Raw genomic sequence first — 24,539 nt, 5'->3', positions numbered from 1 at the left:
ACCTCATCGTCCCCAGGCCGACCGGCCACGGCATCGCTCAACGGTCCACTGTCTCACTCGGGCCGGACCCCTCGGCGCTTTGCGGTCCGGTGTCCGGGGACTCGTCACTCGGCTGCGTGCTCTCCTCCGCGGCCGTGCGGGCCGCGACACGCTTGCGGCTCGCGTACATCTTGATGCCTGCGAGGACCAGCAGCAGCACGCCGCCCGCCATGACCAGCATGACCGTGGGCGTGATCTCCGTCGCATCGACGGTGAAGGTGCGCTCCTTGCCGTACGGCACGCCGTCCTTGGTGAAGAGCTGCGCGGTGACTTCGACGGGCCCGCTCGCGGTGGCGTTGGCGATGAACTTCACCGTCTGGCTGTGCCCGCCCTGGACGTTCACCTCCTGCTGCGCCTCCCCGCTGTCGTCGAACATCAGGCGGGTGGGGTTGGCGGACTTCACGCGGAGCACCAGGTTGTGCACGTCCTGGACGAGGCTGTTCTGCACGCTGACGGGGATCGTCGCGCTGTGCCCGGACAGGGTCGCGTCGGACTTGGGGATGACCTTGACCTTCTCGGTGAGCCCGATCAGGTATTGCTGGACCTCCTCCCGGTAGAGGCGGCCCTCCTCGGGGCGGCCCCGCCAAGACGTGGACATCTCCCGGTTGGTCGTGTTGCCGAAGGGGATCTCGACCCGGTCCGGCGCCGTGAGGATGACCTTGAAGTGGTCCAGGGTGTTCTGGGTGGTGCGGATCTTCTCGAAGGCCGACACCGGGAGTTCCTGCTTGCTCAGGGACTCGGGGTACTGCCCGGCGCCCGGCACCTGGGTCGAGGCGCCCGGGTCGGGCTTGGCGGCGGCCGCCGCCTCCAGATCGGAGGGCTGGCTCCAGCGGGCGCCCTGGAGGCCGCGCAGCGCGAGGGCCATCGAGTCGGCCTGGCTGACGGTGGGCATGCGCTGGGGCGCGACCACGTAGCTGCGGGGCTCGTCGCCGTTGTGCAGGTTCAGCGCGAGGCTGTGCGCGAGGAACTGCTGCACGGCGAGCGTGGAGTTCGCGGCATGGGACATGTCGCCGCCGAAGGCGGTGGACAGCTCGGCGTCGGCGACCACGGCCGTGGTGCCGGCGCCGATGGGTCGGGCGGCCGAGGGCGTGTAGCCGAGGGCACCGCTCTCCTGGAGGCTGTCGCTGCGCGTAAGGACGTTGTGGGCTCCGGCCGAGGTGGCGACGTTCACGATCGCGGGGTCGATCGCGCCTTCCACGGGCCAGGAGAAGTCGGTGGACGGGGTGACGTGCAGCACCGTCTCGACGGCCTGCTTCGCCTTGTCGGTGGCGGGTCGCAGTTGACCGAGGGTTCCCGAGACGTCCTTGCCGTGGTGGGCCAGGGAGGCGATGTCCGGGTCGGCGAACGGCAGCGCGACGACCTTCTTGCCCTGGACGGCGTTCTCCAGGTCGCTCAGCCAGCGCTCGGCCACGGCCTTGTTCTTGCCCTGGACGGGCTTGCCGCCGGGTTCGGGGCTGCGGACCCGGTAGCCCTTGGTCATGGCGTCGACGGTGGTCAGCAGGTCGGGGTCGATGACCCAGGTGACGGGCAGGTCCTTGCCCAGCGCGACCATCCGTTCCAGCCGGCCGCCCGCCGCCAGCTCCTGGGCGAGGGAGTCGTCGAGGAACACCGGGGTCTGCAGTTCGTCCGAGCCGCTCTCCGCCGTGACGCGGGTCGTGGAGATCAGCGGCCACACGTAGGTGAGCGAGGAGCGCTTCGCGGCGGGATCCGGCTGCCAGGGGAGGAAGGTCCGCTGGATGCCGAGGACCCGCTCGGCGGGCCGGCTGTCGGTCGTCCCGGATACGGAGACCCCGAGCTGGTAGACGCCGTCCGCGCCCAGCTCCAGCTTGTTGACCGGCACCTTGATGGAGAACGGCTTGCCGACCTTGGAGGGGAGCGAGTCGAGCTTCACGGCGAAGGCGCTGTCGATCTCCCCGGGATCCACACCCGGCCGGAAACCCTTGCGTTCCGCGACCTCGTCGATGGCCGACCGGTCACTCACCATCGGTCCGACCCGCAGCCCGACGTGGGCGCCCTTGATCGTCTCGGAGCTGTTGTTGACCACGGTGCCGGAGATCGTCAGCGTGTCGCTCTTGACGGGAGCGCTGGGGCTCACCTCGTCCAGCTGGACGTCGACCGAGCCGTCGGCGGCCTGCGCCGGCGGGGCGGGAGCGTAGATCAGAGCGGCCAGCACCGGCGTCCCGGCGAGCAGGACCACCGCCCGCCGCAGCCAGCGGCGCCGGGCAGGGGTGGGAGTTCCCCCCTGGATTTCTGCCGCCTCGGCCACGCGCTCGCCCGTCCTCGAAGTGTCAGTGGTCGTCGTTTCTGCGTCCACGCATGGTAACGAGGCGCGCTGTGCGCGAGTGCCGCGCCTTGCTCCACATGATCGGGGGCGGCCCTCGGGCACCCCGGCGCCGGGGTGCCGTAAAACGAGGGAGCCCGTGCCGGGCGGGCCACGTACCCTTTTCTGTTGTGCCGAATGCCAATGAAGACACCCCCAGTGCCCTGAATCAGGTGCAGCGCCGCGCGGTCAGTGAACTGCTGCGGGTCGCTCCTGTCGCCGACGAGCTCGGCCGCCGGTTCCAGCAGGCGGGCTTCCGCCTCGCCCTGGTCGGCGGGTCCGTCCGCGATGCGCTGCTCGGGCGTCTCGGCAATGACCTCGACTTCACCACGGACGCGCGTCCCGAGGACGTCCTGAAGATCATCCGGCCGTGGGCCGACTCCCTCTGGGACGTCGGCATCGCCTTCGGCACGGTCGGGGCACAGAAGCAGGGCTTCCAGATCGAGGTGACGACGTACCGCTCCGAGGCGTACGACCGCACCTCCCGCAAGCCCGAGGTCTCCTACGGCGACTCGATCGAGGAGGACCTGGTCCGCCGCGACTTCACGGTCAACGCCATGGCCCTGGCCCTGCCGGAGCAGGAGTTCGTCGACCCGCACGGCGGCTTGGAGGACCTGGCCGCGGGCGTGCTGCGCACGCCCGGCACCCCGGAGGACTCCTTCTCCGACGACCCGCTGCGGATGCTGCGCGCCGCCCGGTTCGCCGCGCAGCTGGACTTCGAGGTCGCACCCGAGGTGGTCGCGGCGATGAAGGCGATGTCCGACCGGATCGAGATCGTCTCGGCGGAGCGGGTGCAGGGCGAACTGAACAAGCTGCTGCTGTCGGCCCACCCCCGCAAGGGGCTGGGACTGCTCGTGGACACCGGTCTCGCGGACCGCGTGTTGCCCGAGCTGCCCGCGCTGCGGCTGGAGAGCGACGAGCACCACCGGCACAAGGACGTCTACGACCACTCCCTGATCGTGCTGGAACAGGCGATCGTGCTGGAGGAGGACGGCCCCGACCTGGTGCTGCGCCTGGCGGCCCTGCTGCACGACATCGGCAAGCCCCGCACCCGCCGCTTCGAGAGCGACGGCCGGGTTTCCTTCCACCACCACGAGGTGGTGGGCGCGAAGATGACCAAGAAGCGCATGACCGCGCTGAAGTACTCCAACGACATGATCAAGGACGTGTCCCGGCTGGTGGAGCTGCACCTGCGCTTCCACGGCTACGGGGACGGCGAGTGGACCGACTCCGCGGTGCGGCGCTACGTCCGTGACGCGGGCCCGCTGCTCGGTCGGCTGCACAAACTGACCCGCTCTGACTGCACCACGCGCAACAAGCGCAAGGCCAATGCCCTGTCGCGCACCTACGACGGACTGGAGGAGCGCATCGCGCAGCTCCAGGAGCAGGAGCAGCTGGACGCGATCCGGCCCGACCTGGACGGCAACGAGATCCAGCAGGTACTGGAGGTCGGCCCCGGACCGGTCGTGGGCAAGGCCTACGCCTTCCTGCTGGAGCTCAGGCTGGAGAACGGCCCGATGGACCGCGAGGCGGCGGTGGCAGCCCTGAAGGAGTGGTGGGCCACTCAGGACGCGCAGGGCTGAAAGGAGTCCCGCCGGTGTTTCACGTGAAACGCGCTCGCTGTTTCACGTGAAACACCGGATCCGTTTCACGTGAAACGGCGGACGAGGACGGCGGTACGAGGGCGGTGTTTCACGTGAAACACCGCCCTCGGCGTTGCAGGAGCACGGCCGTGGCGGCGTAGAGCAGGGACACGGTGACGATGAGGGTGATCGAGCGACCGTCGGCCGGGAGCATGAGCGAGGCCACGGCGGCCGCTCCGACGAACGCCACGTTGAACAGGACGTCGTAGACGGAGAAGACCCGCCCGCGGAACGCGTCGTCCACCCGGGACTGCACGACCGTGTCGGTGGCGATCTTGGCGCCCTGCGTGGCGAAGCCGAGGACGAACGCGGCGACGAGCATCGGGCCGGGGGCGAAGAAGAGTCCGAGCGCGGGGACGAGGACGGCCGCACCGGCGGCGCAGACCGTGATGCAGCCCAGGGTTCCCAGCCGGGCCACCAGCCAGGGCGTGATGACGGCGGCGACGAAGAACCCGGCCCCCGAGACCCCGACGGCGATGCCCAACAGGGCCAAGCCGTCGGCCTCGTTGTCCGACCAGGCGTACCGGCAGAGCATCAGCAGCGTGACGGTGAGGGCCCCGTAGCAAAAGCGCATGAGCGTCATCGCGGTGAGGGCCAAGGCGGCGTCGCGCCGTTCGGCGAGGTGCCTGAGCCCCCCGGCCATGCCCCGCACGGTGAGGGCAGCGCCCTCGGCAAGTGACGGGTGAATTCGCCCGGGTGGGTGGTCGGGTCCGAGCAGATCCACGGCGAGGCGCAAGGAGGCCAGGGCCGCACACAGGTAGAGCCCGGCGCCGAGCAGCACGACGAGGGCGTTGCTGTCGGAGGCCAGGAGCCGGACGAGGAAGGCGAGGCCGCCCCCGCCCACGGCCGCGAGGGTTCCGGCGGTCGGGGAAAGGGCGTTGGCCGTGACCAGTTCGGCGGGTCCCACGACGCGGGGTAGCGAGGCGGCGAGGCCGGCCAGGACGAAGCGGTTCACCGCGGTGACGGACAGGGCCGAGGCGTAGAAGAGCCAGTCGGGTACCTGAGCGACGATCAGCATGCCGGTCACACAGGCGAGGAAGGCCCGCAGCAGGTTGCCGTGGAGGAAGACCTGGCGACGGCGCCACCTGTCCAGCAGCACCCCGGCGAAAGGACCGATCACCGAATACGGCAGCAGGAGCACCGCCATGGCCGAGGCGACGGCCGCGGGCGAGGTCTGCTTCTCCGGTGAGAAGACCACGTAGGTCGCGAGCGCGACCTGGTAGACACCGTCGGCGGCCTGCGAGAGCAGCCGAACGGCGAGCAGGTTGCGGAAGTCCCTCAGGCGCAGGAGTACGCGCAGGTCACGTACGACAGGCATGAGGGCAAGGGTCACACACGCCGAGGGTCCCCGGACACATTGTCCGGGGACCCTCGGCGGAAGAGCAGTCGAAGACCAGGTGTCCGCAGGACACGTGGGTGTGACTAGCGCTCGACCTCGCCCTTGATGAACTTCTCGACGTTCGCGTAGGCCTCGTCGTCGAAGTACTGCACCGGCGGGGACTTCATGAAGTAGCTCGACGCCGACAGGATCGGGCCGCCGACACCGCGGTCCTTGGCGATCTTCGCGGCGCGCAGGGCGTCGATGATGACACCGGCGGAGTTCGGGGAGTCCCACACCTCGAGCTTGTACTCGAGGTTCAGCGGGACATCGCCGAAGGCGCGGCCTTCGAGGCGGACGTAGGCCCACTTGCGGTCGTCGAGCCACGCCACGTAGTCGGACGGGCCGATGTGGACGTTCTTCTCGCCGAGCTCACGGTCGGGGATCTGCGAGGTGACGGCCTGGGTCTTGGAGATCTTCTTCGACTCCAGGCGGTCGCGCTCCAGCATGTTCTTGAAGTCCATGTTGCCGCCGACGTTGAGCTGCATGGTGCGCTCGAGTCGGACGCCGCGGTCTTCGAACAGCTTCGCCATCACGCGGTGCGTGATGGTGGCGCCGACCTGGGACTTGATGTCGTCGCCGACGATCGGGACACCGGCCTCGGTGAACTTGTCGGCCCACTCCTTGGTGCCGGCGATGAAGACCGGGAGGGCGTTGACGAAGGCGACCTTGGCGTCGATGGCGCACTGCGCGTAGAACTTCGCAGCGGCCTCGGAGCCGACGGGGAGGTAGCAGATCAGGACGTCGACCTGGCGGTCCTTGAGGATCTGGACGATGTCGACCGGGGCCTCGGCGGACTCCTCGATGGTCAGGCGGTAGTACTTGCCCAGACCGTCCAGGGTGTGACCGCGCTGGACCGTGACGCCCGCGTTCGGGACGTCACAGATCTTGATGGTGTTGTTCTCGCTGGCGCCGATTGCGTCCGAGAGGTCGAGGCCGACCTTCTTCGCGTCGACGTCGAACGCGGCGACGAACTCGATGTCACTCACGTGGTAGTCGCCGAACTGGACGTGCATCAGACCGGGGACCTTGGCCGCCGGGTCGGCGTCCTTGTAGTACTCGACGCCCTGCACCAGCGAGGCGGCGCAGTTGCCCACGCCGACGATGGCTACGCGAACCGAACCCATTCCGGTTGCTCCCTGTTTGTTCTCGGAACGAGGCCTGCGAGATGCAGGCCTCACTTTGCAGTTTCGTCGGACGGTCCGGGTCGTCTCCGATCCCGTCCCGCCCGCTCGCTCTCGATGAGCTCGTTCAGCCAGCGCACTTCACGCTCCACGGATTCCATGCCGTGTCGCTGCAGCTCAAGCGTGTAGTCGTCGAGACGCTCCCGTGTGCGGGCGAGTGAGGCGCGCATCTTCTCCAGACGCTCCTCCAGCCGGCTGCGGCGGCCCTCCAGTACCCGCATGCGTACCTCACGTTCGGTCTGACCGAAGAAGGCGAAGCGGGCGGCGAAGGACTCGTCCTCCCAGGTGTCGGGGCCGGTGTGGGAGAGGAGCTCTTCGAAGTGCTCCTTACCTGCGGCCGTCAACCGGTAGACGATCTTGGCGCGGCGCCCTGCGAGTGAAGCGGCGAGAGCGTCTTCCGGGGCGTTGCCCGGCTCTTCGATCAACCAGCCGTTGGCGACCAGCGTCTTGAGGCAGGGATAGAGAGTCCCGTAGCTGAACGCCCTGAACACCCCCAATGAGGTGTTGAGCCGCTTGCGGAGCTCGTAACCGTGCATGGGGGATTCGCGAAGCAGGCCGAGGACGGCGAACTCGAGGATGCCTGAGCGCCTGCTCATCCGCCTGCCCCTCTCTGCCTCTGAGTTTATGCCGAGCTGATGTATCGACTCGATACATCCAGACGATAGAACGGGCGGCCGTCCGCGACAAGGGGTGACGTGGTGACCGGCGTCACATCACCAATTCGCGCGACGCAAGGTGCCTGATTTGGGGTGAACTTCGGCACTGGTCGGGTTTTGGCCGTGCGTAGTCTGTGCGGCAACACAACGGGGGAACCGGAATTCACCAGCCGCTTCCAGGCCACTCGCCTGCCCGAGGAGTAGTCGTTCGATGAGCGAGCACCGCCGCAAACCGCCGCAGCCCCAGGGCGGCGGACGCGCCGCGTCCCGCCGGGCCGCGCAACCGCGCCCCGGAAGGGGTGCCGGGTCCGGGCATGACGTCCCCACGGCGTCACCCAGCGGACCCCACGCAGAGCAGACCGCACACGCCGGACGCGCGGACGCCCGCCGGGCCGGCCGGCGCGGAACCGCCGGCCCCGGCGGGAAGAGCAGGGGGGACCGGCTCGTCGACTACCCGCGCGCCGGGAAGGACGGCTGGAAGCGCTTCGTACCCTCCTGGAAGCTGGTCGGAGGCACGTTCCTGGGCTTCTTCGCCGTCATCGTGGCGGGCGCCGGCATCGGCATCGCCAGTGTCGGCACCCCGGACCCGAACAAGGCCGCCGAGGCGCAGAACAACGTGTTCCAGTGGGCGGACGGCACCCAGATGGTCGCCACCGGCGGTTCCACCAACCGGCAGATCGTGCCCATCGACCAGATCCCCCTGTCGATGCGCAACGCGGTGATCGCCGCGGAGAACGAGTCCTTCGAGACCGACAAGGGCGTCGACCCGACGGGCATCGTCCGCGCGGTGGTGAACATGGCCACCGGCGGGTCCACGCAGGGCGGCTCGACGATCACCCAGCAGTACGTGAAGAACATGTACCTGGACTCCGAGCAGACGCTCAAGCGGAAGGTCACCGAGCTCTTCATCTCCATCCGGCTCGGTGTCTCCGAGTCGAAGGACACCGTCCTCGCGGGCTACCTCAACACCGCGTACTACGGCCGCGACGCCTACGGGATCCAGGCCGCGGCCCGTGCCTACTTCGGGAAGGACGCCAAGGACCTCAACCCGTCCCAGAGCGCTTTCCTGGCGGCGCTCCTGAAGGGCCCCAACCTCTACAACCCGGACGGCGGCATCGGCACCGCCGCCACCCCCGAGGCCAACGAGAAGAGGGCCCGGGGACGCTGGGCCTGGGTGCTCGACCGCGAGGTCGCGGTGGGCCGCATGGAGCAGTCCGAGCGGGACAAGTACAAGGAGTTCCCGGCCCGGGTCGATTCCGAGCAGGCCCGCGGCATGTCCGGCCAGACCGGATACCTCGTCGAGGTCGCCAAGCAGTACGTCCTGAAGACCACGGGCATCACGGCCGAGAAGATGGCCCTGGGCGGCTACACGATCCGGACGACCTTCGAGAAGTCCAAGGTGGAAGCCCTGTCCAAGGCGGTGGAGGACACCCGCAACGACTTCCTCGACGAGAAGAAACGGCCCCAGTACGACACCTTCGTACAGTTCGGCGCCGCCTCCGTGGACGTGAAGTCCGGGGCGATCGTGGCGCTGTACGGCGGTCCCGGCTGGGACCACAAGCACTTCACCAACAACGCCAACACCTCGGGCGTGCCGGTGGGCTCGACCTGGAAGCCGTACGTGCTGGCCGCGGCCATGGAGTACGGCACCCAGAACTCCAAGGGCTCGGGCATCTCGGTCGACAGCAAGTACCTCGCCGACGACCTCACGGTGATCACCAACCGGCAGGGAAAGCCGCTGCGGGGCAAGGGCGGCGAGCCGTTCAAGCAGAAGAACGAGAGCCCGCAGGCCTTCGGCTACGTGACCCTCGACGAGGCGATGCGGCAGTCGATCAACGTCCCGTTCGCCCAGCTGATCTTCGACGTCGGCCACGACAAGGTCCGCGGGGTCGCCCGGTCCACCGGCATCCTCGACGAGTCGATGGACCCCGACGACAACGCCTCCTTCGCCCTCGGCACCTCGACGCCCAGCGCCATCCGGATGGCCGACTCGTACGCCACCTTCGCCGCCTCCGGTACCCACCACGAGCCCTTCTCCGTGACCAAGGTCACGGAGGACGGTCAGGACCTGCCCGGCTTCGAACCCCCCAAGTCGGTCCGGGCCATGGACGACGCCATCGCGGACAACATCACCAAGGTCCTGCGCAACGTCGTCGAGAACGGCACCGGCATCAAGGCGAAGAAGCTGGGGCGGCCCGCCGCGGGCAAGACCGGCACCACCGACCTCAACAAGTCGGCCTGGTTCGTCGGCTACACCCCGGAGCTCTCCACCTCGGTCACGTTGTTCCGCAACGATCCGAACTCCAAGGACAAGGCGCTGATGTCCATGAACAACGTGGGCGGCGTCGACTCCATCCACGGTGGTGACATCCCGGCCGTGATCTGGACGGAGTACATGCGCGAGGCCCTCAAGGGCACTCCGATCAAGCAGTTCCCGGAGCCGGAGGACATCGGCGTGACCGCCGACGCCTCCGGCGCGCCCACCCCGACGCCCCCGGCGCCCTCCTACTCGCCCTCCCCGACCCCGTCGGCCCCGCCGTCGAGCTCGGCGCCCCCGGTGTCGCCGTCCCCCTCCCGGGGCGGCAGGCCGTCCTGCAAGCCGTGGGCCGGTCTGTACTGCGACCCGGAGACCGCGGGCGGCACCACCGACGGGGCCGCGAACGGCGGCATCGGCGGCAACGGGGGGAACGGCGGGAACGGCGCCAACGGCGGCGGCCCGGGCGGTGACGACGGCGGAGCCGGCGGCTTCCCGGACGGCGGCGCCGGCGAAATGCCCTCCCCGTCCGGCTCGGGCCGGCCCGGCCGACCCGGCGGCTCCACGAACTGGGGCATGAACATGGGCGCCTCCGGCTGACCCGCCCCACCCTCCACACCGGCGAGGGCCGTCGCATCCGTGCGGCGGCCCTCCCGCGTGTCCGACCCGGTACGGCAGGATGAGCGCATGACCAAGGTGCACGAGGAGCGGCCCGTCCTGCCCACGGAGCAGGACGAGGTCGCCGCGGCAGGCAGCGAACTGATCGGCGGCCCCATCGGCCGCCATGCCCGCCTCGGCGGCCACTGGTTGGGACCGGTGCGCGTCGTGGTGCTGGTGGTCCTCGGGCTGTTCGCCCTCGGAATGGTGCAGAAGCTGCCCTGCTACGACTGGGCGTGGTTCCGCGGAGCGGCCTCCCAGTACACGCACGCCTGCTACTCCGACATCCCGCACCTGTACTCCGCGCGCGGCTTCGCCGACGGCCTCGTGCCGTACTTCGACCGCTTCCCGGACCAGGACCCGAAGTACGGCGACATGCAGTTCCTGGAGTACCCGGTGCTGACCGGGGCCTTCATGCAGGTCGCCTCCTGGCTGACGCCGACCTCGGGCTCCCTCCAGCACCGCGAGCAGATGTACTGGATGGTCAACGCGGGCATGCTGATGGCCTGCGCGGCCGTGCTGGCCGTCTGCGTGGCCCGGACCCACCGCCGCAGGCCCTGGGACGCGCTGCTCCTCGCCCTGGCCCCCGCCTTCGCACTCAACGCGACGATCAACTGGGACCTGCCGGCCGTGGCCCTCACCGCCGTCGCCATGTTGATGTGGTCGCGCAGCCGTCCGCTGGCCGCCGGCGTCTTCATCGGTCTCGCCACCGCCGCCAAGCTCTACCCCGCCCTGCTGCTCGGCGTCCTGTTCGTGCTCTGTTGGCGGGCGGGGAAGTGGCGGGCCTTCGGCGCGGCGGCCGGCGGGGCCGTGGTCGCCTGGCTCGTGGTGAACGCGCCGATCATGTTGTTCGCCTGGGACGGCTGGAAGCGGTTCTACGTGTTCAGCCAGGAGCGACCGATCGACTTCGGCTCCGTGTGGCTGCTGATCTCCCAGCGCAGCGGCAACCCGCTGGAGGGCGCCAACACGTACGCGACGCTCCTCACGCTGCTGATGTGCCTGGCCATCGGTCTGCTGACGCTGACGGCGCCCAGGCGCCCCCGGTTCGCGCAGCTGGCCTTCCTGGTCGTCGCCGCGTTCATCCTGGCGAACAAGGTCTACTCGCCGCAGTACGTGCTGTGGCTCATCCCGCTGGCCGCGCTGGCCCGCCCGCGCTGGCGGGACTTCCTGATCTGGCAGGCGGGCGAGGTCGCGTACTTCCTGGGCATCTGGTTCTACCTCGCCTACACGAGCAGTGGGGACAAGCACCAGGGCCTGCCCCTGGAGGGCTATCAGTTCGCCATCGCCGCCCACCTGGTGGGCACGCTCTACCTCTGCGCGGTCGTGGTGCGGGACATCCTGCTGCCCGAACGGGACGTCGTACGGCGCGACGGCTCCGACGACCCGTCCGGCGGTGTCCTGGACGGGGCCGAGGACAGGTTCGTGCTCCCGAACGCAACGAAGGCGCCGCGGGAAGCGGCGCCTTCGCGGGGACAGCGGGTCGACTGGGGCACGAACCCCGGCGACTGATCGGGTCAGGCGTCGAGCACCCGGTCGAACTGGGTGGTGGTGTGGCGCAGGTGCGCCACCAGCTCGTCGCCGACCTTGGGCTCGGTCGCGTCCGAGGGCACGAACAGGATCGACACCTGCATGTGCGGGGGCTCGGCGAACCAGCGCTGCTTGCCCGCCCACACGAAGGGCGAAAGGTTGCGGTTCACCGTGGCCAGGCCGGCGCGGGCGACGCCCTTGGCGCGCGGCATCACCCCGTGCAGGGCCTTGGGGGCCTCCAGCCCCACCCCGTGCGAGGTGCCGCCCGCGACGACGACCAGCCAGCCGTCGGAGGCGGCCTTCTGCTGACGGTAACCGAAGCGGTCGCCCTTGGAGACCCGGGTGACGTCCAGGACCGCACCGCGGTACTGGGTCGCCTCGTGGTCGCCCAGCCACAACCGGGTACCGATGCGGGCCCGGAAGCGGGTCTGGGGGAACTGCTGCTGGAGCCGGGTCAGTTCCTCGGCCCGCAGGTGGCTGACGAACATGGTGTGCAGCGGCAGCCGGGCCGCGCGGAGCCGGTCCATCCAGCCGATGACCTCCTCGACGGCGTCCGAACCGTCGGGGCGGTCGAGCGGCAGGTGCAGGGCGAAGCCCTCCAGCCGGACGTCCTCGATCGCCGTCTGGAGCAGGCCCAGGTCCTGCTCGGAGACGCCGTGGCGACGCATCGAGCTCATGCACTCGATGACGACGCGGGCGCCGACCAGGCCCCGGACCCCGTCCACCGAGGACACCGAGCGGATCACCCGGTCCGGCAGCGGCACCGGCTCCTCGCCCCGCCGGAACGGGGTGAGGACGAGCAGGTCGCCGCCGAACCAGTCCTTGATGCTGGCGGCCTCGTACGTGGTACCGACGGCCAGGATGTCGGCGCCCATGCGGGTCGCCTCCTCGCACAGCCGCTCGTGTCCGAAGCCGTAGCCGTTGCCCTTGCAGACGGGGATCAGTCCGGGGAACTGGTCCGTGATCTGCTTCTGGTGCGCACGCCAGCGCGCGGTGTCGACGTAGAGCGTGAGCGCCATGCCCGTCCGGAACCTCTCTTGGTGGCTGCTTGGTGCAGCGGTGCGATGTGTGGGTGAGGGAGGGGATCAGCGGCGGGACATATACATGTCGAGCGCCTTGTGCAGCAGCTTGTTCAGCGGGAAGTCCCACTCGCCGACGTACTCGACGGCCTCGCCGCCGGTGCCGACCTTGAACTGGATGAGGCCGAACAGGTGGTCGTTCTCGTCCAGCGTGTCGCTGATGCCGCGGAGGTCGTAGACGCTCGCGCCGAGCGCGTACGAGTCGCGCAGCATGCGCCACTGCATCGCGTTCGACGGGCGGACCTCGCGCTTGTGGTTGGCGGAGGCGCCGTACGAGTACCAGACGTGCTGGCCGACGGTGAGCATCGTGGCGGCGGCCAGCGGCTCCCCCTCGTGCGTGGCGATGTACAGCCGCATCCGGTTCGGGTCCTCGGAGTTGAGGGCCGTCCACTGGCGCTGGAAGTAACTGAGCGGGCGCGGGCGGAACTTGTCGCGCTCGGCGGTGATCTCGTAGAGGTGCTGCCAGGTGGGCAGGTCCTCGTAGCCGCCCTGGACGACCTCGACGCCAGCCTTCTCGGCCTTCTTGATGTTGCGGCGCCACAGCTGGTTGAAGCCCTTGAGGACGTCGTCCAGCGAGCGGTTCGCCAGCGGCACCTGGAACACGTAGCGGGGCTGCACGTCGCCGAATCCGGCGCCGCCGTCCTCGGCCTGCTGCCAGCCCATGCGGCGCAGCTTGTCGGACACCTCGAAGGCGCGGGGCTCGATGACCGAAGCCTCGACGTCACGCAGGCGCTTGACCTCGGGGTCCTGGATGCCGGCCTTGATGGCGGCCGAGTTCCAACGGCGGATGACGACGGGCGGGCCCATCTTCACGGTGAAGGCGCCCTGGTGCTTCAGGTGCGCCAGCATCGGCTGGAGCCATTCGTCCAGATTGGGGGCGTACCAGTTGATGACCGGGCCCTCGGGAAGGTACGCGAGGTAGCGCTTCACCTTGGGCAGCTGGCGGTACAACACGAGCGCGGCACCGACGAGTTCGCCGGACGCGTCGAACCAGCCCAGGTTCTCGGAACGCCACTCGTTCTTCACGTCGGCCCACGCCGGGACCTGGCAGTGGCTCGCCGAGGGCAGGCTCTGGAGATATCCCAGATGCTGCTCTCGACTGATGGTCCTCAGGGACAGGCTCATGCGGGGCGTCTCCTCCGGCGGCTTCGCTGGCTATGGCGCGAAGCCTACTGCGACGTGGGCGCCACCCATCTGGGGGACGGGCCGGGCCCGGGCCGGTGGAAGCCGGCGCCCCGTCGCGGAGGTCCCCCGGTCAGCCCAGCCAGCCGCCGAAGAGGCCGCCGTGCGCCATGCCGAGGAAGAAGCCGATGGCAGCCGCGCCAAGGCCGATGATCAGCACGAAGCGTTCGCGTGTCGTGATGGAGATGAACTGTCCGTAGCCGCCGGTCAGGATCCCGATCAGTCCGGCCCACGAGCTGATCAGGTGCAGGTGGTGCCAGAACGCCGTGATGAACGCCACGGCGCCGAGTACGAGGGTGGCCGCCATCAGGGTGTCCTGGAGCGGGTGGGGCTTGCCGTCCGTCGCGAGGAGAGAGATGGGGGACTGCGGTCGCATTGCCTGTGCCATCGGAAGGCACCTCCTGGCTGGAGCAGAGCGGTGGGACGGGGCTGCCGCCGGTAGGCCGGGGCATAGCACCGAGCACACCCGATGCATACAGATTGTGGCCCCCTCCCGGCGGATTTCAACCGGAAGGAGTCGACGGGGTAGTCTGTACGGTCTGCGCGGTGTCTGTTCTCGGACGCCGTGCGCACGCATCACGACCCTCCTGCCACGGAACGACCGTGGCCGCTGAGTCCAAAGGAGGTGGGTTCCACATGCGTCACTACGAAGTGATGGTCATCCTCGACCCCGATCTCGAGGAGCGCGCTGTCTCCCCGCTGATCGAGAACTTCCTTTCTGTCGTCCGTGAGGGCAACGGAAAGGTCGAGAAGGTCGACACCTGGGGCCGTCGTCGTCTCGCTTACGAGATCAAGAAGAAGCCCGAGGGCATCTACTCGGTCATCGACCTGCAGGCCGAGCCTGCGGTCGTCAAGGAGCTTGACCGCCAGATGAACCTGAACGAGTCGGTTCTCCGGACCAAGGTCCTTCGCCCCGAGACCCACTGAACTTCGGTTCAGCGGTAATCGGGACCGAGTAGTACACAGCAGCCCAGCAGCACATCCCCGCCGAGAGGTTCATCCATGGCAGGCGAGACCGTCATCACGGTCGTCGGCAATCTCGTCGACGACCCCGAGCTGCGCTTCACCCCCTCGGGTGCGGCGGTCGCGAAGTTCCGTGTCGCGTCCACTCCCCGCATCTTCGACAAGCAGACCAATGAGTGGAAGGACGGCGAAGGCCTGTTCCTGACCTGCTCGGTCTGGCGTCAGGCGGCCGAGAACGTCGCCGAGTCCCTTCAGCGGGGCATGCGCGTCATCGTGCAGGGCCGGCTGAAGCAGCGGTCGTACGAGGACCGTGAGGGTGTCAAGCGCACGGTCTACGAGCTGGACGTCGAGGAAGTCGGCCCCAGCTTGAAGACCGCCACGGCCAAGGTCGCCAAGACCTCGGGTCGCGGAGGCCAGGGTGGATACGGCGGCGGTCAGCAGCAGGGTGGCGGCGGCGGCAACTGGGGCGGAGCCCCCGGTGGCGGCGGTGCGCCCCAGGGCGGCGGAGGTTCCTCCGACGACCCGTGGGCGTCCAGCGCGCCGGCTGCCGGTGGCCAGCAGCAGGGTGGCGGCGGGGGCGGTTGGGGCGGAAGCTCCGGCGGCTCCGGCGGCTCCGGCGGTGGCTACTCGGACGAGCCGCCCTTCTAGGGCAGCTCGCATCCACTTCTTGATCACACAGGAGAGACACAATGGCGAAGCCGCCTGTGCGCAAGCCTAAGAAGAAGGTCTGCGCGTTCTGCAAGGACAAGACCGCGTACGTGGACTACAAGGACACGAACATGCTGCGGAAGTTCATTTCCGACCGCGGCAAGATCCGTGCCCGCCGCGTCACCGGCAACTGCACGCAGCACCAGCGTGACGTCGCCACGGCAGTCAAGAACAGCCGTGAGATGGCACTGCTGCCCTACACGTCCACCGCGCGATAAGGAAAGGGTGACCGAATAATGAAGATCATCCTGACCCACGAGGTCTCTGGCCTCGGCACCGCCGGCGATGTCGTCGACGTCAAGGACGGTTACGCTCGCAACTACCTGGTCCCGCGTGGTTTCGCGATCCGCTGGACCAAGGGTGGCGAGAAGGACGTGGCACAGATCCGCCGCGCCCGCAAGATCCACGAGATCGCGACCATCGAGCAGGCCAACGAGTTCAAGGCCAAGCTCGAAGGTGTGAAGGTCCGTCTGGCCACCCGCGCGGGTGACGCCGGTCGTCTCTTCGGTTCCGTCACGCCGTCCGACATCGCCACGGCGATCGAGGCGTCGGGTGGCCCGAAGGTCGACAAGCGTCGCGTGGAGCTGGGCGCCCCGATCAAGACCCTCGGTTCGTACCAGGTCTCCGTGCGTCTGCACGCCGAGGTCGCCGCGAACGTGGGCATCGAGGTCGTCGCCGCCTAAGGGCAGCGCATGAAGGGCCGCACCCCTCAGGGGGTGCGGCCCTTCGTCATTTCCTGGTGCGCTCGGGGCGAGGGCGGGGTGACTGTTTCACGTGAAACAGGGGTGGGGGTGTTTCACGTGAAACGAGGTCGACCCGGCGCTTCCTGTTTCACGTGAAACGAGCGCGTCCCTGTTTCACGTGAAACGGCCGATGCGTTTCACGTGAAACGGCGGCCGGCAGGCCCCCTCCGCGAACTGGTCAGCGGGTGGCTCCGGCCACCAGCCACCGCCCGGAGCGGGCGCGCAGCTGGAGCGTGATCATGCGGACCACCATCATCAGTGTCATCGCCCACCAGAGAGTGGTGAGGCCCCCACCGAAGACGGGTACGAGCAGGGCCGCCGGGGCGAAGACGGCCAGTGTCACCAGCATGGCGCGGGCGAGGTAGGGCCCGTCCCCGGCGCCCATCAGGACCCCGTCCAGCACGAAGACGATCCCGGAGACCGGCTGGGACACGGCCACGACGAGCAGGGCCGGCAGCAGGACGTCCTCGACCACGGGATCGCTGGTGAAGAGCGGGATGAAGACCGGGCGGGCGACGACGACCAGCAGGCCGAGGACGATGCCCGAGACGATCCCCCACTGGACCATGCGGCGGCAGACCGCCCTGGCGCCCTCGGTGTCCCCGGCACCCAGGTAGCGGCCGATGATGGCCTGCCCGGCGATCGCGATCGCGTCCAGGGCGAAGGCGAGCAGGCTCCACAGGGACAGCAGGATCTGGTGGGCCGCGATGTCGGCGTCACCGAGCCGGGCGGCGACGGCGGTCGCGATCATCAGGATGGCCCGCAGGGACAGGGTGCGGACCAGCAGGGGCGCTCCCGCCCGGGCGCAGGCCCGGATGCCGGCCTTGTCGGGGCGCAGCGAAGCGCCGTGCCGTCGTGCTCCGCGGACGACCACGAAGAGGTAGGCGGCCGCCATCGCGAACTGGGCGATGACCGTGCCCCAGGCGGATCCGGCGATGCCGAGGCCGGCGCCGTAGACCAGGGCCACGTTGAGGACGCCGTTGAGCGCGAAGCCGCCGATGGCCACGTAGAGCGGTGTACGGGTGTCCTGGAGCCCGCGGATGACGCCGGTGGCGGCCAGCACCATGAGCATGGCCGGGATCCCGAGGGCGGAGATCCGCAGGTAGGTGATCGCGTACGGGGCGACGGTGTCGGACGCTCCGAAGAGGGACACCAGCCCGGGCGCGGTGGGCAGGATCACGGCCGCCACGGCCGTACCGAGCAGGAGTGCGAGCCAGATGCCGTCCATGCCCTGTCGGATGGCGGCCGGGAGGTCGCCCGCTCCGACGCGCCGGGCCACTGCCGCGGTGGTCGCGTAGGCGAGGAAGACGAAGACGCTCACTCCGGTCATCAGGAGTGCGGCGGCGATGCCGAGGCCGGCCAGCTGGGGGGTGCCGAGGTGTCCCACGATGGCGCTGTCTGCCATCACGAACAGGGGTTCGGCCACGAGTGCGCCGAAGGCTGGGACGGCGAGGGCGAGGATCTCGCGATCATGCCGTCTCGGGGCAGCCTTGGCAGCTGGGGGGGCCTGTGTCATGCGCTCAATCCAATCTTCCACAGGTAATGGATGCAAGCTTTTTTGGATCCTTACCGAGGCGCTGACTTGCGGGTTCTTCGCACCCCATTGGAGGCGATCTTGAGACAGTGGCCAAGAATTTTCTCCCGCTGTCTCGCGGAGCGAGAAAACAGCAGGTCAGGCGGGGTGCTGACAGGGGTCGGGTGATTTTGTCCACAGCGTCGTCCCCCGGTCCGTACACAGCTTCTGGCGACTTACCCACAGCATTGGCGCCGTCGTCCACATCTCATCCACACAGCCTGTGGATAACAAGATTGGCTGACGCCGCCCGCGGCCCTACCGTTGAGCGTTGCCCGACGCGCCACAGCCGATCCGGGTGCCCCAAATGTCAGAGCCGTGTCGTAGAAAGAGTGGCACGGCGAGGTCCGCGCAGCGGACGGGAGGAGGCGGCCCGGTGAACATGCCCGAGCCCATGGACGACCCCTGGGCCGACAGCGGTCCCAGTGACCGTCTGCCCGCCCGTCAGCGCCGCGGCGGCGAGGGTGGTGGCCGCAGGGACAAGCAGGACGACGCCGGCCGCGAGGGCGGCTCCTGGGACGGCGGCGGGGGCGGCTTCGAGCGGGTTCCTCCGCAGGACCTCGACGCCGAACAGTCCGTGCTCGGCGGCATGCTGCTCTCCAAGGACGCCATCGCCGACGTGGTCGAGGTCCTCAAGGGCCACGACTTCTACCGTCCCTCGCACGAGACGATCTACCAGGCCATCCTCGACCTGTACGCCAAGGGCGAGCCGGCCGACCCGATCACCGTCGGCGCGGAGCTGACCCGGCGCGGTGAGATCAGCAAGGTCGGCGGGGCCTCCTACCTGCACACCCTGGTCCAGTCCGTGCCCACCGCGGCGAACGCGGAGTACTACGCGGAGATCGTCCACGAGAGAGCCGTCCTGCGGCGCCTCGTCGCCGCCGGTACGAAGATCACGCAGATGGGATACGCGGCGGACGGCGACGTCGACGAGATCGTCAACAGCGCCCAGGCCGAGATCTACGCCGTCACGGAACAGCGGACCTCCGAGGACTACCTGCCGCTGGGCGACATCATGGAGGGCGCCCTCGACGAGATCGAGGCGATCGGGTCCCGCAGCGGCCAGATGTCGGGCGTACCCACCGGGTTCACCGACCTCGACTCCCTCACCAACGGCCTCCACCCGGGCCAGATGATCGTCATCGCCGCACGTCCCGCGATGGGCAAGTCCACGCTCGCGCTGGACTTCGCGCGGGCCTGCTCCATCAAGGCCAATCTGCCCAGCGTCATCTTCTCCCTGGAAATGGGCCGCAACGAGATCGCGATGCGCCTGCTCTCGGCGGAGGCCCGCGTGGCGCTGCACCACATGCGTTCGGGCACGATGACCGACGACGACTGGACCCGACTCGCACGCCGGATGCCCGACGTCTCGGCCGCGCCGTTGTACATCGACGACTCCCCGAACCTGTCGATGATGGAGATCCGGGCCAAGTGCCGCCGGCTCAAGCAGCGCAGCGACCTCTCCCTCGTCGTCATCGACTACCTCCAGCTGATGCAGTCGGGCGGCTCCCGCCGTCCGGAGAGCCGCCAGCAGGAGGTCTCGGACATGTCCCGAAACCTCAAGCTGCTGGCCAAGGAGCTGGAGGTGCCGGTGATCGCGCTCTCCCAGCTGAACCGTGGTCCCGAGCAGCGCACCGACAAGAAGCCGATGGTCTCCGACCTCCGTGAGTCGGGCTCCATCGAGCAGGACGCCGACATGGTGATCCTGCTCCACCGTGAGGACGCCTACGAGAAGGAGTCCCCCCGCGCGGGCGAGGCGGACCTGATCGTGGCCAAGCACCGAAACGGCCCCACGGCCACCATCACCGTCGCCTTCCAGGGCCACTACTCCCGCTTCGTGGACATGGCCAACACGTAGACCGCGTCAGGCGCGGGTTCTCGGATCCCGCTGGAATCGTTGATCCGGCGGATCAACCGGACCAACGCCACCGTGGAGATGGGTCCGGACGGCACGCTCACCGATGCCCTTGCCCGCCGGGACGTGCTGAGGTTGCGTCACTCCGTGGTCACCGCGGCGGCGGACGCGGCGGCGGGCAAGGACGAGCGGGGATACGGGCGACAGCTTCGGTCCGAGTTGATGATGCTGTCCGCGCTTCCGGTCGCGGAACTGCGCGGTAGGCGGATGCGCTCGCCCGGGACATCCGTGAGATCGATATGCGGATCCAGCGTACGAACTGGGAGGCCGATCTGCTGGACTGAGCCGTCCGGCCGGTGGCGACGATGTGGAGCAGGTAGCAGTTTCGGGGGCGTGCACACACCGAGGGCTGGCGGTTCCCCAGCTCCTTCTTGGCGCGTGAAGAGCAACGCGGGGTTCGACTCCCCCTCAACAGCGCAGCTCAGCATCGCGTACAGGTAAAGGTGCACCACGCACAGCACATCACCACGTGCAGACCCGACACTGCGACGGTGGGTTCGGGGTCTTCCACATCGCAGCACCGCAGGGTGCGGGCCTACGGCCGGGCAGTCGTGCTGACCTCGGACGACGGGGGAAACGAGAGGTGCTCCTTCGCGCGGTTGTGGTACCCAGGGATCATGGACGCTCTCTCTGAAGACCTGGAACTGCTCCCCGAGACCCGGCGCGCGCTGCGGCACCGGATCGCCGTCGCGCAGAGCGAGGGCCGGGCGCCCTCCGTGGTGGCGGCGGTCGTGCGCGGCGGCGACGTGGTCTGGGAAGGGTCCCGTACCTCCGTCGAAGGACACGGACCGGACGGGAACGTGCAGTACCGGATCGGCTCGATCACCAAGACGTTCACCGCCGTCCTGGTGCTGAGGCTGCGCGACGAAGGGCTGCTCGGCCTGTCGGACCCGCTGGAGAAGCATCTGCCCGGGACGGGTGTCGGCGAGGTGACCGTCGCCCAACTGCTGTCCCATGCGGGCGGGCTGGCCGCCGAGACCCCCGGCGCGTGGTGGGAGCGCAGTCCGGCGACGCTGCGGCCGGAACTCGCCGACGTACTGGGTGACGAGCCGTTCAAGCACTCCCCCGGCAGCCGGTTCCACTACTCCAACCCCGGCTACACCTTGCTGGGTTCGCTGGTCGAGGCGCTGCGGGGGAAGCCGTGGGAGGACGTTCTGCGCGCCGAGGTGCTGGAGCCGCTCGGCCTGGACCGGACGAGCGGCAGGCCGCAGGCTCCGCACGCGGGGGGTTGGGCCGTGCACCCGTGGGCCGACGTGATGATGCCCGAACCCGTCGAGGACCTCGGCCTGATGGCCGCGGCCGGGCAACTGTGGTCCACGACGAAGGATTTGGCTCGCTTCGCCGACTTCCTGCTCCGCGGTGACGAACGGGTGCTGAGCGCCGCGACGGTACGGGAGATGCGGACCCCGGTCGCGCCGCCGGAGCCCGGCGCCGCGGATTCCGGGTACGGGCTCGGTGTTCAGCTGGCCACGAACGGGGGCCGCCGACTGGTCGGGCACGGCGGTTCCCTTCCGGGCTTCGTCGCCGGCCTGTGGCTGAGCGAGGCCGACGACCTGGCCGCCGTCGTGCTGGCGAACTGCACGTCGGGGCTGCCGCCGACGACCGTCGCCATGGACCTGCTACGGATCGTCGCCGACGCGGAACCGCGCCTCCCCGAGCCGTGGCGTCCCTCCGGAGAGGCCGACCGGGTGCCGGTGGAGCTGACCGGGCCCTGGTACTGGGGGACTTCGCCGCACGTGCTGCGGCTGCGGTACGACGGCTCCCTGGAGCTGGGCCCGGTGGGGGCCACCGGTCGCACGGCCCGCTTCCGTGCGGAGCCCGACGGGACGTGGACCGGTCTCACCGGCTACTACGCGGGCGAGACACTGCGGGCCGTACGCCGTGAGGACGGCTCGGTGAGCCACCTCGACCTGGCGTCGTTCGTCTTCACCCGGGAGCCCTACGACGCCCAGGCCCCGGTGCCCGGGGGCGTGGACCCCCAGGGCTGGCGGGGCATCGGCTGAATCCGGGGCGGGGACCAGGGGTGCGGGCTGTCGGCTGCGGGGCTCAGCCGACGAGTTCGCGCTCCAGCGGAGTGCGGAAGCGCGGGGTGACCCGGGCGTCGCCCACCCACGCGGCGAGCCGGTCGGCCTCGGCGGTGACCGCCTCCTCGGCGTCGCGGCCACGGTCGACGAGCAGTCGCCAGACGATCGCGCCGTTCGGCCGCTGGGCCCAGCCGCCGATGACCTCGCCGTTCCACCACACGGTCGGGCCGATGTTGCCCGCGTAGTCGAACAGGGCGCCGCGGTGGGCCGGGTCGAGATGGAAGCCGCGGTCGGACCAGCCCATGCCGCTGGGGTCGAGGCCGGGCAGCAGGGCCGCCCAGGGCTCGGGAGCGGGTTCGGGGGCGGTGTCCCCGGAGAGGACCAGGGCCGTCCCCCCGCCTTCCAGGAGGACCTGTTCGGGACCGACGGCGACCAGCGCCTTGCGTACGTCGGTCAGCGTCCAGCCGGTCCACCACTTCAGGTCGGCCTCGGTGGCCGGGCCGTAGGCATGGAGCCAGCGCCGGGCGATCTCGGCGCGTGCCTCGGCGGCCGGTACCTCGGGCCAGGGCCGGGTGTGGACCCAGCGGTACTGGCTCGACGTCCACGACCCGCGCGGGCGGTCCCGGCGGATGCGGCCGTCGGCGGCCAGGAGGCGTATGACGCGGGTGGTGACCCCGGTCTCGGTCTCGTACTTCTTGCCCCGGCCCACGGTGATCTTCTGCTGGAGGTCGGGGACGACGGCGGACAGCCCGCTGCCGGTCAGGGGGCCGTGGGCGTCGAGGGCGTCCAGGGCGGTGGCCTCGGTGCGGGCCAGCCAGTCGGCGTCCAGTCCCCGGCCGTCCTCGGCGAGGTGCTTGAGGAGGGTCCGCCGCTCCTTGGCGGCGATGCCCCGCGCGGTGGACGCGTCGACGTGGGGCGCGAGCTCCGCGGAGACGGCGAACAGCGTGTTGCGCATGCTGAGCAGGCGGACCAGGCTGACGTCCTCGTAGAGGGCCCGCTCGATCGTCTCCGGACCGCCTCCGACCAGCCGGGCACGGGCGGAGAGGTAGATCGTCGCGGCGTCGGTGGCGTGCAGGGCGACCACCGCGTCGGCTGCCTCGGGCACGGTGGCGGCGTGGGCCGAGGGGGCCAGCCGGTGGCGGCGGCCGAGCCGGTGGCGACGCTCGACGGTGGTCACGATCGGGAGGCTGGGGCTCATCCTCCCGATCGTAGGGCGGGCCGCCGCCGGGAGCCCGGCCCTTGCCGCGTCGCTCAGAGCTGGAACTTGAACCCGACGTGGGAGGCAGTGAAGCCGAGCCGCTCGTAGAAGCGGTGGGCTTCGGTGCGGGTCACATCGGAGGTGAGCTGCACCAGCAGGCAGTTCTCCTGTCGGGACCGGTCGATCGCCCATTCGATGAAGCGGGTGCCGAGGCCGCTGCCCCGTTCGTCGGCGTGGACGCGGACGCCTTCGATGATCGCGCGGGTGGCCCCCGTGCGGGAGAGTCCCGGGACGAAGGTGAGCTGGAGGGTGCCCACCACGCGTTCGCCGCGAACGGCGACGACGATGTGCTGGTTGGGGTCGTCGGTCAGGCGCTTGAGGGCGGCCACGTACGGCGCGAGGTCGTCCGGGGTCTCCCGGTCGGCGCCGAGCGGGTCGTCCGCGAGCATCTCGACGATGGCCGGCAGATCGGCCTCGGTGGCGGGGCGGATGCTCAGCTCGTGGGTTTCGGTCATGGTGCGCTGTTCCTTCTGTCAGCCGGCCGCGACGGTCAGGGGGGCCCAACGACGGGTCCAGTCGCCGGGCAGGCCGGGGATGTTCCGGGTCATGACGGCGTTGAACGCCACCGATGCGAGGCCCCGTTCCTTGAGCCAGGCGAGGAGTTCCTCGTGGCGTACGTCGACGTCGGTGCGCAGGGGCCGGTCGGTGGTGGCCGCCAGCGCGGTCACGAGTGCCCGGGCGCTCGCGGTGTCGCGGGCGATCAGCGGGCCCACGACATGGGTGTCCATGTTGGGCCAGATGGCCGCGTACCCGACGAGCTCGCCCCGACCGTTCTCCATGACGAGGATCCGGTCGGCGAACGCGGGCAGGCGAATGATCAGGTGGGTGCGGTCGGTGCCGAACACCTCGGTGTCCAGTCGGATGATGCCCGGGATGTCGTCGGAGGTGGCCGGGCGGACGGTTTCGCCGTTCGGGAGCGGATCACCGCCGGTGGGGCGGAAGGTGCCCACCAGCATTTCGGCACGACCCGTCGTGTCGAAGCCGAGCTCCTCGTACAGGGGCCGGCCGTACGGTGTGGCGTGCAGGGTGAGGGGGATGCCCGCCAGAACCTCGTCGCAGACGTGGGTCATCAGGCGGCGGCCCAGGCCCCTGCGGGCGTAACGGTCCGCGACGAGGACCATGCCGATGGCCGCGAGGTCCGGCTTGACCCTGCTGGGGCCGTAGCGGGTGACGACGCAGGCGGCGGCGAGTCCTTCGCCGTCGGGGGCGTCGATTCCGTAGGCGTCGCCCGCGGCGAGGAGCAGTCCCCACTTGTGGTTCTCGCGGGGCCAGCCGCGGTCCTCGGACAGATCGGCGCAACGACGGAGATCGTCCGTGGTGAGCAGGCGGATCGGCAGTTCGATGAGCGGTGGTGGTGTCACCTGCCCAGCCTGGATCATGGGCCGGGTGGCCGTCCAGGGGGTATGGCTGCGCGGCCGCCACCGACGTTTCACGTG

20 protein-coding genes and 1 pseudogene are annotated in these 24,539 nt (G+C 69.7%); 10 read left to right on the top strand and 11 right to left on the bottom strand.

The window, feature by feature from the left end; all coding sequences use genetic code 11:
• Positions 1 to 37: 37 nt before the first annotated feature.
• Positions 38 to 2,305: a DUF6049 family protein gene (locus tag AB0D46_RS01050; RefSeq protein ID WP_362875125.1), complete on the bottom strand. Its 2,268-nt coding sequence runs from the start codon at positions 2,303 to 2,305 to the stop codon at positions 38 to 40.
• Positions 2,306 to 2,490: 185 nt separating this feature from the next.
• Between AB0D46_RS01050 and AB0D46_RS01045 the strand changes: the two genes are divergently transcribed.
• Entirely contained in the window at positions 2,491 to 3,942 is a 1,452-nt protein-coding gene (locus tag AB0D46_RS01045) for a CCA tRNA nucleotidyltransferase (protein ID WP_362875124.1), read from the top strand.
• A 109-nt stretch (positions 3,943 to 4,051) separates the two neighbouring features.
• Here AB0D46_RS01045 and AB0D46_RS01040 read toward each other — a convergent pair whose 3' ends face one another.
• The 3 genes from AB0D46_RS01040 to AB0D46_RS01030 form a co-directional block, all read right to left on the bottom strand.
• Positions 4,052 to 5,320, bottom strand: a complete 1,269-nt coding sequence (locus tag AB0D46_RS01040; RefSeq protein ID WP_362875123.1) for an MFS transporter — start codon at positions 5,318 to 5,320, stop codon at positions 4,052 to 4,054.
• 104 nt (positions 5,321 to 5,424) lie between these two features.
• Positions 5,425 to 6,507 (bottom strand): inositol-3-phosphate synthase, encoded by a 1,083-nt coding sequence (locus AB0D46_RS01035; RefSeq protein ID WP_362875122.1) that lies wholly within the window; start codon positions 6,505 to 6,507, stop codon positions 5,425 to 5,427.
• 50 nt (positions 6,508 to 6,557) lie between these two features.
• Positions 6,558 to 7,160, bottom strand: a complete 603-nt coding sequence (locus tag AB0D46_RS01030; RefSeq protein ID WP_281204955.1) for a PadR family transcriptional regulator — start codon at positions 7,158 to 7,160, stop codon at positions 6,558 to 6,560.
• Positions 7,161 to 7,431: 271 nt separating this feature from the next.
• Here AB0D46_RS01030 and AB0D46_RS01025 point away from each other — a divergent pair, with 271 nt between their 5' ends.
• Together AB0D46_RS01025 and AB0D46_RS01020 are read left to right on the top strand one after the other, a co-directional pair.
• Positions 7,432 to 10,074 (top strand): transglycosylase domain-containing protein, encoded by a 2,643-nt coding sequence (locus AB0D46_RS01025; RefSeq protein ID WP_362875121.1) that lies wholly within the window; start codon positions 7,432 to 7,434, stop codon positions 10,072 to 10,074.
• A gap of 87 nt (positions 10,075 to 10,161) precedes the next feature.
• Entirely contained in the window at positions 10,162 to 11,640 is a 1,479-nt protein-coding gene (locus AB0D46_RS01020; RefSeq protein ID WP_362875119.1) for a glycosyltransferase 87 family protein, read from the top strand.
• A 5-nt stretch (positions 11,641 to 11,645) separates the two neighbouring features.
• Here AB0D46_RS01020 and AB0D46_RS01015 read toward each other — a convergent pair whose 3' ends face one another.
• From AB0D46_RS01015 to AB0D46_RS01005, 3 genes are all read right to left on the bottom strand, one after another.
• Entirely contained in the window at positions 11,646 to 12,677 is a 1,032-nt protein-coding gene (locus tag AB0D46_RS01015; RefSeq protein ID WP_362875118.1) for an alanine racemase, read from the bottom strand.
• A gap of 66 nt (positions 12,678 to 12,743) precedes the next feature.
• Positions 12,744 to 13,862 carry a peptidoglycan bridge formation glycyltransferase FemA/FemB family protein gene (locus AB0D46_RS01010; protein ID WP_281204951.1) on the bottom strand — a complete coding sequence of 373 codons (1,119 nt, stop codon included), beginning with the start codon at positions 13,860 to 13,862 and terminating at the stop codon, positions 12,744 to 12,746.
• 130 nt (positions 13,863 to 13,992) lie between these two features.
• Positions 13,993 to 14,307: a hypothetical protein gene (locus AB0D46_RS01005; RefSeq protein ID WP_362875117.1), complete on the bottom strand. Its 315-nt coding sequence runs from the start codon at positions 14,305 to 14,307 to the stop codon at positions 13,993 to 13,995.
• A gap of 248 nt (positions 14,308 to 14,555) precedes the next feature.
• Here AB0D46_RS01005 and rpsF point away from each other — a divergent pair, with 248 nt between their 5' ends.
• From rpsF to rplI, 4 genes are all read left to right on the top strand, one after another.
• Positions 14,556 to 14,846, top strand: a complete 291-nt coding sequence (gene rpsF, locus AB0D46_RS01000; RefSeq protein WP_004950685.1) for a 30S ribosomal protein S6 — start codon at positions 14,556 to 14,558, stop codon at positions 14,844 to 14,846.
• A gap of 75 nt (positions 14,847 to 14,921) precedes the next feature.
• On the top strand, positions 14,922 to 15,530 hold the full coding sequence (locus AB0D46_RS00995; RefSeq protein WP_362875116.1) for a single-stranded DNA-binding protein: 609 nt from the start codon (positions 14,922 to 14,924) through the stop codon (positions 15,528 to 15,530).
• Positions 15,531 to 15,571: 41 nt separating this feature from the next.
• The gene (rpsR, locus tag AB0D46_RS00990; RefSeq protein ID WP_005315025.1) at positions 15,572 to 15,808 is read left to right on the top strand and encodes a 30S ribosomal protein S18; all 237 of its coding nucleotides are present in this window, start codon (positions 15,572 to 15,574) and stop codon (positions 15,806 to 15,808) included.
• 18 nt (positions 15,809 to 15,826) lie between these two features.
• Positions 15,827 to 16,273 carry a 50S ribosomal protein L9 gene (gene rplI / locus AB0D46_RS00985; protein WP_327415001.1) on the top strand — a complete coding sequence of 149 codons (447 nt, stop codon included), beginning with the start codon at positions 15,827 to 15,829 and terminating at the stop codon, positions 16,271 to 16,273.
• 238 nt (positions 16,274 to 16,511) lie between these two features.
• Here the strand turns inward: rplI and AB0D46_RS00980 are convergent, their stop codons facing one another.
• On the bottom strand, positions 16,512 to 17,849 hold the full coding sequence (locus AB0D46_RS00980) for an MATE family efflux transporter (RefSeq protein ID WP_362875115.1): 1,338 nt from the start codon (positions 17,847 to 17,849) through the stop codon (positions 16,512 to 16,514).
• A 451-nt stretch (positions 17,850 to 18,300) separates the two neighbouring features.
• Between AB0D46_RS00980 and dnaB the strand changes: the two genes are divergently transcribed.
• From dnaB to AB0D46_RS00965, 3 genes and pseudogenes are all read left to right on the top strand, one after another.
• A complete protein-coding gene (dnaB, locus tag AB0D46_RS00975) occupies positions 18,301 to 19,764 on the top strand; it encodes a replicative DNA helicase (protein WP_362875459.1) in 1,464 nt (487 codons plus the stop codon).
• Positions 19,765 to 19,794: 30 nt separating this feature from the next.
• A pseudogene (locus tag AB0D46_RS00970) lies at positions 19,795 to 20,105 on the top strand (DIP1984 family protein); the annotation flags it as partial.
• A 333-nt stretch (positions 20,106 to 20,438) separates the two neighbouring features.
• On the top strand, positions 20,439 to 21,824 hold the full coding sequence (locus tag AB0D46_RS00965; protein ID WP_362875114.1) for a serine hydrolase domain-containing protein: 1,386 nt from the start codon (positions 20,439 to 20,441) through the stop codon (positions 21,822 to 21,824).
• Positions 21,825 to 21,867: 43 nt separating this feature from the next.
• Here AB0D46_RS00965 and AB0D46_RS00960 read toward each other — a convergent pair whose 3' ends face one another.
• The 3 genes from AB0D46_RS00960 to AB0D46_RS00950 are packed head-to-tail and all read right to left on the bottom strand — an operon-like array spanning position 21,868 to position 24,482.
• Entirely contained in the window at positions 21,868 to 23,043 is a 1,176-nt protein-coding gene (locus AB0D46_RS00960) for a winged helix DNA-binding domain-containing protein (RefSeq protein ID WP_362875113.1), read from the bottom strand.
• Between the two features lie 53 nt (positions 23,044 to 23,096).
• Positions 23,097 to 23,558: a GNAT family N-acetyltransferase gene (locus tag AB0D46_RS00955; RefSeq protein ID WP_362875112.1), complete on the bottom strand. Its 462-nt coding sequence runs from the start codon at positions 23,556 to 23,558 to the stop codon at positions 23,097 to 23,099.
• 18 nt (positions 23,559 to 23,576) lie between these two features.
• Entirely contained in the window at positions 23,577 to 24,482 is a 906-nt protein-coding gene (locus tag AB0D46_RS00950) for a GNAT family N-acetyltransferase (protein ID WP_362875111.1), read from the bottom strand.
• Positions 24,483 to 24,539 lie beyond the last annotated feature (57 nt).

This window comes from Streptomyces sp. NPDC048383 (assembly GCF_040651775.1).
Taxonomy (GTDB): Bacteria; Actinomycetota; Actinomycetes; order Streptomycetales; family Streptomycetaceae; genus Streptomyces.
The sequence above is the reverse complement of the archived record's forward strand: the minus strand, read 5'-3'. Positions and strand labels throughout refer to the sequence as shown.

Excerpts from the sequence above, each read along its gene's own strand:
- AB0D46_RS00965 (WP_362875114.1), top strand. The coding sequence starts at position 20,439 with ATGGACGCTCTCTCTGAAGACCTGGAACTGCTCCCCGAGACCCGGCGC.
- AB0D46_RS01005 (WP_362875117.1), bottom strand. The coding sequence starts at position 14,307 with ATGGCACAGGCAATGCGACCGCAGTCCCCCATCTCTCTCCTCGCGACG.
- AB0D46_RS01030 (WP_281204955.1), bottom strand. The coding sequence starts at position 7,160 with ATGAGCAGGCGCTCAGGCATCCTCGAGTTCGCCGTCCTCGGCCTGCTT.
- dnaB (WP_362875459.1), top strand. The coding sequence starts at position 18,301 with ATGGACGACCCCTGGGCCGACAGCGGTCCCAGTGACCGTCTGCCCGCC.
- AB0D46_RS00955 (WP_362875112.1), bottom strand. The coding sequence starts at position 23,558 with ATGACCGAAACCCACGAGCTGAGCATCCGCCCCGCCACCGAGGCCGAT.
- rpsR (WP_005315025.1), top strand. The coding sequence starts at position 15,572 with ATGGCGAAGCCGCCTGTGCGCAAGCCTAAGAAGAAGGTCTGCGCGTTC.
- AB0D46_RS01025 (WP_362875121.1), top strand. The coding sequence starts at position 7,432 with ATGAGCGAGCACCGCCGCAAACCGCCGCAGCCCCAGGGCGGCGGACGC.
- AB0D46_RS01015 (WP_362875118.1), bottom strand. The coding sequence starts at position 12,677 with ATGGCGCTCACGCTCTACGTCGACACCGCGCGCTGGCGTGCGCACCAG.
- rplI (WP_327415001.1), top strand. The coding sequence starts at position 15,827 with ATGAAGATCATCCTGACCCACGAGGTCTCTGGCCTCGGCACCGCCGGC.
- AB0D46_RS00980 (WP_362875115.1), bottom strand. The coding sequence starts at position 17,849 with ATGACACAGGCCCCCCCAGCTGCCAAGGCTGCCCCGAGACGGCATGAT.
- rpsF (WP_004950685.1), top strand. The coding sequence starts at position 14,556 with ATGCGTCACTACGAAGTGATGGTCATCCTCGACCCCGATCTCGAGGAG.
- AB0D46_RS00960 (WP_362875113.1), bottom strand. The coding sequence starts at position 23,043 with ATGAGCCCCAGCCTCCCGATCGTGACCACCGTCGAGCGTCGCCACCGG.
- AB0D46_RS01010 (WP_281204951.1), bottom strand. The coding sequence starts at position 13,862 with ATGAGCCTGTCCCTGAGGACCATCAGTCGAGAGCAGCATCTGGGATAT.
- AB0D46_RS01020 (WP_362875119.1), top strand. The coding sequence starts at position 10,162 with ATGACCAAGGTGCACGAGGAGCGGCCCGTCCTGCCCACGGAGCAGGAC.
- AB0D46_RS01035 (WP_362875122.1), bottom strand. The coding sequence starts at position 6,507 with ATGGGTTCGGTTCGCGTAGCCATCGTCGGCGTGGGCAACTGCGCCGCC.
- AB0D46_RS01040 (WP_362875123.1), bottom strand. The coding sequence starts at position 5,320 with ATGCCTGTCGTACGTGACCTGCGCGTACTCCTGCGCCTGAGGGACTTC.
- AB0D46_RS00995 (WP_362875116.1), top strand. The coding sequence starts at position 14,922 with ATGGCAGGCGAGACCGTCATCACGGTCGTCGGCAATCTCGTCGACGAC.
- AB0D46_RS00950 (WP_362875111.1), bottom strand. The coding sequence starts at position 24,482 with ATGATCCAGGCTGGGCAGGTGACACCACCACCGCTCATCGAACTGCCG.